The sequence below is a fragment of the Candidatus Aquicultor secundus genome, from assembly GCF_002791875.1.
In the GTDB taxonomy this organism is placed as follows: domain Bacteria; phylum Actinomycetota; class Aquicultoria; order Aquicultorales; family Aquicultoraceae; genus Aquicultor_A; species Aquicultor_A secundus.
The window spans coordinates 1-9,385 of the sequence record NZ_PFNG01000172.1 but is presented as its reverse complement, the minus strand read 5'-3'; the positions used below and the strand labels follow the sequence as shown (position 1 = coordinate 9,385).

The 9,385-nt window shown below is 52.6% G+C and carries 7 protein-coding genes; all 7 read left to right on the top strand.

The genetic code is table 11. The features are described from left to right. Positions 1 to 321: 321 nt before the first annotated feature. The 7 genes from COY37_RS07250 to COY37_RS07220 all read left to right on the top strand — a co-directional run bounded on the left by COY37_RS07250 (position 322) and on the right by COY37_RS07220 (position 9,218). Positions 322 to 978 (top strand): phosphoribosylanthranilate isomerase, encoded by a 657-nt coding sequence (locus tag COY37_RS07250; RefSeq protein ID WP_286678758.1) that lies wholly within the window; start codon positions 322 to 324, stop codon positions 976 to 978. A 33-nt stretch (positions 979 to 1,011) separates the two neighbouring features. Then, on the top strand, positions 1,012 to 2,034 hold the full coding sequence (trpS, locus tag COY37_RS07245; RefSeq protein ID WP_286678757.1) for a tryptophan--tRNA ligase: 1,023 nt from the start codon (positions 1,012 to 1,014) through the stop codon (positions 2,032 to 2,034). Positions 2,035 to 2,052: 18 nt separating this feature from the next. Beyond that, positions 2,053 to 3,246, top strand: a complete 1,194-nt coding sequence (gene trpB, locus COY37_RS07240; protein ID WP_286678756.1) for a tryptophan synthase subunit beta — start codon at positions 2,053 to 2,055, stop codon at positions 3,244 to 3,246. 1 nt (position 3,247) lies between these two features. Next, positions 3,248 to 4,054, top strand: a complete 807-nt coding sequence (trpA, locus tag COY37_RS07235) for a tryptophan synthase subunit alpha (protein ID WP_286678755.1) — start codon at positions 3,248 to 3,250, stop codon at positions 4,052 to 4,054. A gap of 99 nt (positions 4,055 to 4,153) precedes the next feature. Beyond that, positions 4,154 to 5,026 carry an acetyl-CoA carboxylase, carboxyltransferase subunit beta gene (gene accD / locus COY37_RS07230; RefSeq protein WP_286678754.1) on the top strand — a complete coding sequence of 291 codons (873 nt, stop codon included), beginning with the start codon at positions 4,154 to 4,156 and terminating at the stop codon, positions 5,024 to 5,026. After that, the gene (locus tag COY37_RS07225) at positions 5,023 to 6,024 is read left to right on the top strand and encodes an acetyl-CoA carboxylase carboxyltransferase subunit alpha (RefSeq protein ID WP_286678753.1); all 1,002 of its coding nucleotides are present in this window, start codon (positions 5,023 to 5,025) and stop codon (positions 6,022 to 6,024) included. The genes accD and COY37_RS07225 overlap by 4 nt, the downstream gene beginning before the upstream one ends. Positions 6,025 to 6,242: 218 nt before the next feature. Further along, positions 6,243 to 9,218, top strand: a complete 2,976-nt coding sequence (locus COY37_RS07220) for a SpoIIE family protein phosphatase (protein ID WP_286678752.1) — start codon at positions 6,243 to 6,245, stop codon at positions 9,216 to 9,218. Positions 9,219 to 9,385: the final 167 nt, after the last annotated feature.

The window sequence follows — 9,385 nt, the reverse complement described above, 5'->3', positions numbered from 1 at the left end:
GGAGCAAATAGCATTAGCAAACAGCGATTAGCAAACGGCGATTAGATGTCATTCTGAAGGAGCAAAGCGACTGAAGAATCTCGGGTGCAGTTGGTTTGTTTGAAGTGAGAGGGTCTGGGCTTAGATAAACAGCGTGAGATAGATGGTTTATAAATGCTTGGCAGGGACTTCTTACCGGGGCGAATAAAAGCTTAGACAAGCTCAGTGACAGAAGTGCGTGAGTGCCCGCTAGATTCTTCACTTCGTTCAGAATGACAATTGCCGGTGCTCAGAATGACAATTGCCGGTGCTCAGAATGACAGGTAAAGGATGGGGCGGCAAGTGACGCGGGTAAAGATTTGTGGGATAACGAATATGGAGGATGCGCTTCTGGCTGCGGAGCTGGGGGCTAATGCGCTGGGTTTTGTTTTTGCGGAAAGCCCGCGCAAAGTAAAGCCCGATAAGGCGGCTGAGATTATCGCGGAACTGCCGCCGTTTATAGCGACGGTGGGCGTCTTTGTAAACCACCCGGCCCGTGAAGTCAAAGCGATCGCCAACTACTGCAAGCTCGATGTCCTGCAGTTTCATGGCGAAGAGACCGGCGACTACTGCCAGCAATTCCACCAGAGGGTGATCAAGGGTTTTAGAATGCGCAACTACACAGAGATAGAAGACTGGATCTTCCACGAAAACGAGTTTGAAGCCGAAACGCTGCTCGACCCCGCAAGCAATGTCGTCGCCTATCTGGTAGACGCCTATGCCCGCGGGCAATACGGGGGGACCGGCATCCACTTGAATTGGGAACTGGTGCGAAACCTGGAATCCAGAAAGCCGTTAATCCTGGCAGGAGGGCTTGACCACAAAAACGTCGCCCTTGCCATAAAGGTTGTAAAACCGTTTGCTGTTGATGTGAGCAGCGGCGTTGAGCTAAAACCCGGCAAAAAGGATAAGCGCAAACTTCGCGAATTTATGAAGGTAATAAGGGAATGTGAAGGATAGAACCGGTGAAACGGTAAACAGGTGAGAGGGTAAATGAGACAGCGCTATTTCAGCGGAATCCAGCCGACGGGCGAGCTTCACATAGGTAACTACCTGGGAGCGATAAAGAGCTGGATCGAACTGCAGGACAGCTTCGAAGGGATATTCGGCATCGTCGATTATCACGCGATAACCGAGCCGTACAAGCCTGAAGACATGCCCAAGCGGGTCTTCGACACGGCGCTGGATTACCTGGCAGCCGGTCTTGACCCTAATAAGAGCATTCTTTTAATACAGTCCTTTGTCCCTGAACATACAGAGATGGCCTGGCTCTTGAGCTCGGTAACCCCGGTTTCATGGGTTGAGCGGGTTCCGACATACAAAGAGAAAGCCAGGCAATTAAAGACACAGGTAAATATGGGGTTGTTGAGCTATCCGGTCTTGATGGCGGCGGATATCGTCCTCTATAAAAGTACGATAGTCCCCGTCGGCGAGGATCAGCTCCCCCACCTGGAGTTGACCAGGGAAATCGTTCGCTCTTTTAATTCTAAATATAGATCTAAATATGGATATAAGTACGGGTCTAAATCTGGGGACATATTCCCGGAACCGCAGGCATATCTGGCGGGGGGTTCGAGAATTATGTCGCTCACCGAGCCCATGAAAAAGATGAGTAAAAGCCTCGGCGCGCACAATTATATCGCGCTTGCCGACCCGCCGGACGTCATCCGCAAGAAGCTGGCGAAAGCGGTAACGGACATCGGTCCCGGTGGGGGAGAGATGAGCCCGGGTACAAAAAACTTGTTCCAGCTCATGAGCCTTTTCTCATCAAAGGAGACCTGTGACCATTTCAAGCAGCTCTACGACGAGGGAAATATCCGCTACTCGGATATGAAGCAGAAGCTGGCCGATGACATCATAAGCGACCTCGGGCCGATTAGAGACCGCAGGCTTGCCCTGTCGCTAAGGCCCGAATATATCCGCAAAGTTCTCATCGAAGGCAGCAACCGGGCCAGGGAGATCGCCCGGCAAACCCTCCATGAGGCCAAGGAGAGAATGGGTCTCACATATTTTTAGGCAAAAGGAGAAATTCGAATGCAACATGTATTACCGGATGAGCGGGGTCATTACGGTGAATTCGGCGGCAAGTTCGTGCCGGAAACCTTGATGACGGCGCTCGAGGAACTCGAAGCTGCGTACGCGCGGTACAAGGACGACCCGAAATTTAAAACCGAGCTTGAATTTTACCAGAGAACATATATCGGCAGGCCGACCCTGCTTTACTTCGCCGAGCAACTGACCAAGCACTACGGCAAGGCAAAAATCTATCTTAAGCGTGAGGATTTATGCCACGGCGGCGCCCACAAGATCAACAATACGATAGGCCAGGCGCTTCTTGCAAAACGCATGGGCAAGAAACGCATAATCGCCGAAACCGGGGCGGGGCAGCACGGCGTGGCAAGCGCAACCGCCGCCGCACTCTTTGAATTCGAGTGCCAGGTTTACATGGGGGAGGAAGATACGAGACGCCAGTCCCTCAACGTATTCAGGATGAACCTTCTGGGAACCGAGGTTATCCCTGTCACCAGCGGAACCAGGACGTTAAAGGATGCCATGAACGAGGCGATCCGCGACTGGGTCACCAACGTTGAAACAACCCATTATATGATCGGCTCGGTTGCCGGCCCGCACCCGTATCCCATGATGGTGCGCGATTTTCAGCGGATAATCGGCGACGAGACCAGGGAGCAGATGCTTAAGATCGAAGGGCGTATGCCCGACTACATCATCGCCTGTGTCGGCGGCGGAAGCAACGCCATGGGCATCTTCTATCCGTTCGTCGGAACAGGCGTCAAGCTGATCGGCATCGAACCCGCCGGTTATGGCCTTGACACAGGCCGGCACGGCGCCCCGCTGACCAAGGGGGATAAAGGCGTGCTTCACGGCTCGCTTAGCTACCTGCTGCAGGACGAATACGGCCAGATTTTGCCGGCCCACTCGATTTCCGCCGGTCTTGATTACCCCGGCGTCGGCCCCGAGCACAGTTATTTTAAAGACAACGGCCTTGCCGAATATAGTTCGATAACCGATAAAGAGGCGCTCGCCGCATTCCAACTGCTCTCCAAGAAGGAAGGTATCCTGCCTGCGCTTGAAAGCGCACACGCAGTCGCCTATCTGGAAAAAATGATCGACAAAACATCCAAAGACGATATCATTGTTATCAACCTCTCGGGACGCGGGGATAAAGACGTTCAAGTTGTCGCGGATGCGCTGGGGGTGAGGTTGTAAAATGGTGGTAACGAAATTGAACCGCATTGACGAGATATTTAAGCAACTAAGAGCTACCAAGAGAAGCGCCTTGATGCCATATCTTATGGCCGGTTATCCGGATATCGAGGCCTCGCTTAGCCTTCTGATTTCGGTCGCCGAGGCCGGTGCCGATTTAATAGAGTTCGGCATTCCTTATTCCGACCCTCTTGCGGACGGACCGACGATTCAGGCCGCCTCCGAAGTGGCCCTGACAACGGGCGTCAACACCGATATTGCCTTTGACTTGGTGAAAAAGGCAAGGGAAAAGATAGAGACGCCGATTGCCGTGATGACCTACTACAACGCGATCTACCGCTATGGCCTTGAGCGCTTTGCCGGAAATGCTGCCGAAAGCGGTGTAGACGGCGTGATTTGCCCGGATCTGCCCCCCGAAGAGGCCTCTCCCTGGAGTGGAGCCGCCGCTCAATACGGCCTGGCAAATATCATGTTCGCCGCCCCCACCAGCACCAACGAACGGCTTAAAAAGATAGCCCATATGTCTCGGGGCTTCATATACTGCGTTTCTTTAACCGGTGTCACTGGGGCAAGGACTAATCTTCCCTCAAATTTGACCGATTTTATTGGAAGGGTTAGAAAGGTTACCGACAAGCCATTGGCCGTCGGCTTCGGGATTTCACAACCCGAGCAAGCAAAGCAAGTCGCCGATATCGCCGATGGTGTTATTATAGGTAGCGCCCTGGTAAGTTTAATCGGTGCCGACAGAGAAACCTGCACCGACGCGGCCGCAGCCTACATATCGAAAATACGGGAGGCAATGGACAGCTAAGCCGCAAAACGCTATACTTTCTAGAGGCTAAATACTGAATCTAACACTAAAGATTTGAGGCTGAAACACCAGAAATTTGGTGTTTCTAAGCGGAGAAATATGCCAATAGGTGAATGGTTTAAAAAGCAAGACAAGCGCCTACCGGAAAATCCAACCCTTGAGAAACGGGCCGTACCAGACGGCGTCTGGGAAAAGTGTCCGGGTTGCGGTGAGCCTATATTTATAAAAGAGCTGGAGAAAAACAGCAAGGTATGCCCGAAATGCGATTTCCACTTTCCTCTCTCTGCTTACGAGCGCGTTCACTATCTGGTAGATGCCAGCAGCTTCGATGAGTTATGGGCGAACCTGTGCCCCGAAGACCCGCTATGTTTTGTGGCCGGTAAATCTTATACTGATTCCATATCCGCCGCAAAAGCTAAAACGGGGATGAACGATGCCCTGGTATGCGGAAGGGCGCAGATCGATGGGCGCAACGTGGCCGTCGCGGCGATGGATTTCAGATTTATCGGCGGGAGTATGGGCTCTGTCGTAGGTGAGAAAATCGCCAGAATAACCGAGCTTGCAACCGATGAAGACCGCCCGCTTATAATAGTAAGCAGCTCGGGCGGCGCCCGGATGCAGGAGGGCATGATATCCCTTATGCAGATGGCAAAGACAAGCGCGGCAATCGCCCACCACAGCAGGCGCGGACTACCATACATATCGGTGCTGGCGCACCCGACATCGGGTGGTGTCACCGCAAGCTTCGCAACCCTTGCAGATATAATAATCGCCGAGCCGAATGCGTTTATCGGCTTTACCGGCCCGCGCGTTATCGAACAAACCATAAAGCAAAAACTTCCGAAAAACTTTCAGACGGCCGAGTTCAATCTCGATCACGGCATGATCGATATGATTGTGAACAGGGTGGATATGAAGCGCACTATCTCGAGACTGCTCGATTACCTTGATGTTAACGGGGTGGTCGGATGAGAAAGTTCTCGTATGATTTCGAGCGCCCGCTTGTCGAGCTTGAAGAGCAGCTGGAGCAGCTCAAACACCTGGAATCAGCCGAAAAGGCGGATATTGCCGAGGAGATTGCGTACCTGGAAAAGCAGATCGAAAAGCTGCACATCAGGACTTACGAAAACCTTACCCCTTGGCAAAGAGTGCAGATTGCCAGACACCCCGATAGGCCGCGTACCAGCGACTACATCGAGGCTATCTTTACAGACTTTATCGAGCTTCACGGCGACCGCGCGTTCAGGGATGACCAATCGATCATCGGGGGCTTTGCCCGCCTTGACGGCCGGAAGGTCATGATCATCGGACACCAGAAAGGGCGCAACACCAAGGAAAACATCGCGCGAAACTTCGGCATGCCCCATCCCGAGGGGTACAGAAAAGCTCTGCGCCTTATGAAACTGGCCGATAAATTCAGGTTGCCGCTTATAACATTTGTCGATACTCAGGGCGCCTACCCGGGCATCGAGGCCGAGGAGAGGGGGCAGGCGGTGGCCATTGCGCAGGACCTGCTTGAGCTAAGCGTTCTTGAAGTGCCCGTAATCGTTGCCGTGATCGGCGAAGGCGGAAGCGGCGGCGCGCTCGCTATCGGTTTTGGTGATAGGATCATTATGCTGGAAAACGCCTACTACTCGGTTATTACGCCCGAGGGTTGTGCGAGTATCCTCTGGGATGGCGAAGGTGAAGGCAGGGGTGCCGAAAAAGCGGCGGAGGTCCTGGGACTCCATGCGGACAAGTTGCTGGAGCTTGGGATTATCGATGTTATCGTGAAGGAGCCCCTGGGCGGAGCCCACCACGGACCGGCCTCAGTCGCCCGCGGACTAAAGAAAGAGCTTGCGAAGGCCTTAAAAGACCTCAGCTCAATTGACCCCAATGAGCTGGTCAAGAAGCGTTATACGAGGCTCCGAAACATTGGCTATTACACCGAGTACTCGGGAAAACCCTCTGTTCTCGACATGCAAAGCTAAAGTTAAAACCGCACGTAATGGCTACATAACCACCTAACAAAAACTATCCTAAAAATTTCCAGAAATATTTTAAAATATCGCTAAAGCATTGTCGCCTGCGGCCGATACCATGTATATCAGCCAAGACGGAATAAATAGAAGCTTTGGCGAGGGCTTCTAGGTCGTGGCAGACGGCTTGACTGATATGAAAGTCCCGGTCGAAAGATCGGGACTTCTTTATGTTGCAAACCTTTGACTTCGACAGCGTATCCAACCATAATCATGGTATGTTCACTGTTACATCTAAGAACGGTATTAGAAAAAAACTGCTGCTCGGCTATCTCGCAATAACGATTCCCTTGATCATCGTAATCATCTTTACTCACTACAATCGTTATGAAGATAAGCGGCACGATATTTTGCAATCAAGGCTTGTTTTCGCGCGCGATATCTCGAGCAACTTCGATCACTTTATTAAAGAGGTCGGAATAACCGAGCGCGCCGTAGGAATCGCTATCACCGAGAATGACTACACCCGCCGCAAGGCCAGCGAGTACATGGCGAGAATCGTGAATCGCTATCCGGTCTTTAGCATGGATTTCGTGCGTCCCGACGGGCAGATTTACGCATCAACCGACCCGAAACTGGTTGGCTTAAAGCTTACGCACGATAAACATAACCCCCGTTCTGATCTTAAAAGGCTAACCCCCGAGAGGGACTGGTTCGTTACGCCGTTTCATGTCCACGAGAACGGCGGGATGGGGTTTGATATTATAACGGGGGTCTGGCGCAAGTCGAGGTTGGCCGGTATTATGGTAGCCTCCGTCGATTCCACGCGGCTTAATGAGATATTCGTCTTTGAGGTGCCGGGGGGCGGCTACAATATCACCGATAACAACGGAATGCTTGTCTACCAGAACCAGTATCCAAAAAAGCCGTTATCCGAGCGAAAATGGGGCTCCCAGCGGTTTATAAAAGTCGCATCGTCCGGCAAGGAGTTTACTTCGACCGGGTTGACCTTCCCGATTGATAACTCATATAGAATGGGCTCGCAAGTTCCGATTCATAGCCTTGGCTGGAGCGCGGGCTCGTTTGTGCCGGTTGAGCAGGTTCTGGCCCCGATCAGGACCGACATTGTGAGGAGTGGTGTTGCCGCAAGCATTATCGTCTTGCTTGCGGTGTTTTTGGGGTTCTGGATCAGTGAGCGCATAGTTAAGCCTATCACCGTTCTTGCGGATAAGGCAAAGGCGATAGCCAGAGGTAGTTTTGACGAGGAAATCGGGCTCATTAAGACCGGCGATGAGATCGAGGATCTTGCCGAGAGCTTTAATACTATGAGGATCAATCTTAAAGAGTACGTAAATGAGTTAAGCGGCCTGGTCGAGACGGGTGAGAAGATGAATCTGGCGCTTAACGTCCCCTTTGTCGAGGGCGCGGTGACAAACGCCCTGAGAAATTACTTTGACGCCAGGACTGTGTGGATTGCGCTCTATGATGAGCACGAGAAGCAACTTAAGGTCGACCATTTCTGGAGCGAGAACGAAGGCGTAGATTTGAGCGTTATGAAGATGGCGCCGGGGCAGGGTGTGGCCGGTAAGGTGTTGATGACCGGGAAGCCGACCGTTATTAAAGACCTAACCAAGTCGGAGTTTCTATTTAAAGACGTGGCCTTGCAGGCCGGCATAGACTCCGAAATCGCCCTTCCATTGATATCCGGCAGCGGCTCGCTCGGCGTGATTGGGCTGTATACACCGCTTACCAGGCAGGATAGAATAACTGAAAAGGAAATGGGGCTTTTGATGGCGCTGGCGAACCAGGCGGCTGTAGCGATAGAAAACGCGCGCCTTTACGAGGAGGCACGCGAATCGGAGCGTAAGCTTAAGGCCTCAAATGATGATTTGAGAATCTTAAATAAAGTAGCCCTTGATATATCGTCCGGCCTTGATCTTCAGGAACTTTTAGAGAAGATTGTTGCCAACGCGGTCGACCTGGTTGCGGCGGATATGGGCGCAATCGGGCTCTATAACGAGGAGAACGGCAGGCTGGAGTACCGGCACAAAGCCAACTCATTACAGTCGATGCGGCTGCCGGATATTCCGGAGGACCTCGGATTTGCGGAAACGGTGTTGAAGATTCGCAAATCGGCCTTTACCAACGATTATCGCCACGACCCCAGGGCATCGAAAGAGGCGCTCGTAAGGGGTATTAGCGCGGTTGCCGTAGCGCCGCTCTTTACCGGCAATCGGCTTATAGGAGTTATTCAGGTCGCCTCGGCCAGCGGTAAGACGTTTAGCGACGCGGATGTCGCACTGCTTGAGGCCGTTGCAAACCAGGCCGCTGTGGCGATTGAGAACGCCAAGCTCTACGAACGCGAGCGTGATGTTGCCGAGACGCTGCAAAACGCCCTGCTTGCGGTGCCGGATAAGCTTGACGGCATAAAGCTTGGCCTGCTCTACCGCGCGGCTACCGAGCGCTCCAAGGTGGGCGGCGATTTCTATGACTTCATCGAGTTTACCAATGGCAGAATCGGCATCGTTGTGGGTGATGTCTCGGGCAAGGGTCTTCAGGCGGCAACGGCCACCGCTCTCGCTAAAATGACGATACGCGCGTTCGCCTACGAATACGAGCAGCCCGCGCAGGTATTGGCGCACGCAAACAGCGTCCTTACATCCCAGATGGCGTCGGGCCAATTCATAACCATTGCGTATATCACAATCGATCCGTCAACCGGCGAAATCCTCTGTTCGATCGCCGGACATCCCGCGCCGATTATCGCCAATTACAGAGAGCATTCGGTGCGGCAGATGCAAATCGGTTCGATGCCTATCGGTGTTCTCGATGATACGGAATATGATAATAGCGCTGAAAAATTATCCAATGGGGAAGTTATCTTGCTCTATACCGACGGTCTGCTTGAAGCGCGCCACGACAGCGATTTCTTTGGCGAGGACGGTATAAGCGCAGCGCTCTTGGCACTGGACGACCCCGAAATCGCAACCATTCCCAACCGGCTTGTCGAGGCCGCCCAATCCTTCGCCCACGGCAAACTCAACGACGACATCGCGGTTATCGCCGTGGGGCTGGATCATGAGGTAAGCAATGAGATAAGCGAGCAGGTTGATAAGGAGCTTGATGAAGGGCTTGATAAGGGATTATTGGGTAAAGAGCGGCTGGGTAAGCCGGATAACGTTGTTGATATTAGAACGATCAGCTGAGCGTAAAAGCTAAGTAAAACAAGTGTAAAAGCTAAGTAAATAAACGATTAGCTGAGGATAAATAAAAAAACCGCCGATGGGCGGTCTTTTTTGTGCCGAAGGCCGGGATCGAACCGGCATGAGGTTACCCTCACTGGTTTTTGAGACCAGCGCGTCTGCCTATTCCG

Bases quoted from the DNA above. Each gene is read 5' to 3' on its own strand.
- trpS (WP_286678757.1), top strand. From the start codon at position 1,012: ATGAGACAGCGCTATTTCAGCGGAATCCAGCCGACGGGCGAGCTTCAC.
- trpB (WP_286678756.1), top strand. From the start codon at position 2,053: ATGCAACATGTATTACCGGATGAGCGGGGTCATTACGGTGAATTCGGC.
- trpA (WP_286678755.1), top strand. From the start codon at position 3,248: ATGGTGGTAACGAAATTGAACCGCATTGACGAGATATTTAAGCAACTA.
- accD (WP_286678754.1), top strand. From the start codon at position 4,154: ATGCCAATAGGTGAATGGTTTAAAAAGCAAGACAAGCGCCTACCGGAA.
- COY37_RS07225 (WP_286678753.1), top strand. From the start codon at position 5,023: ATGAGAAAGTTCTCGTATGATTTCGAGCGCCCGCTTGTCGAGCTTGAA.
- COY37_RS07220 (WP_286678752.1), top strand. From the start codon at position 6,243: ATGTTGCAAACCTTTGACTTCGACAGCGTATCCAACCATAATCATGGT.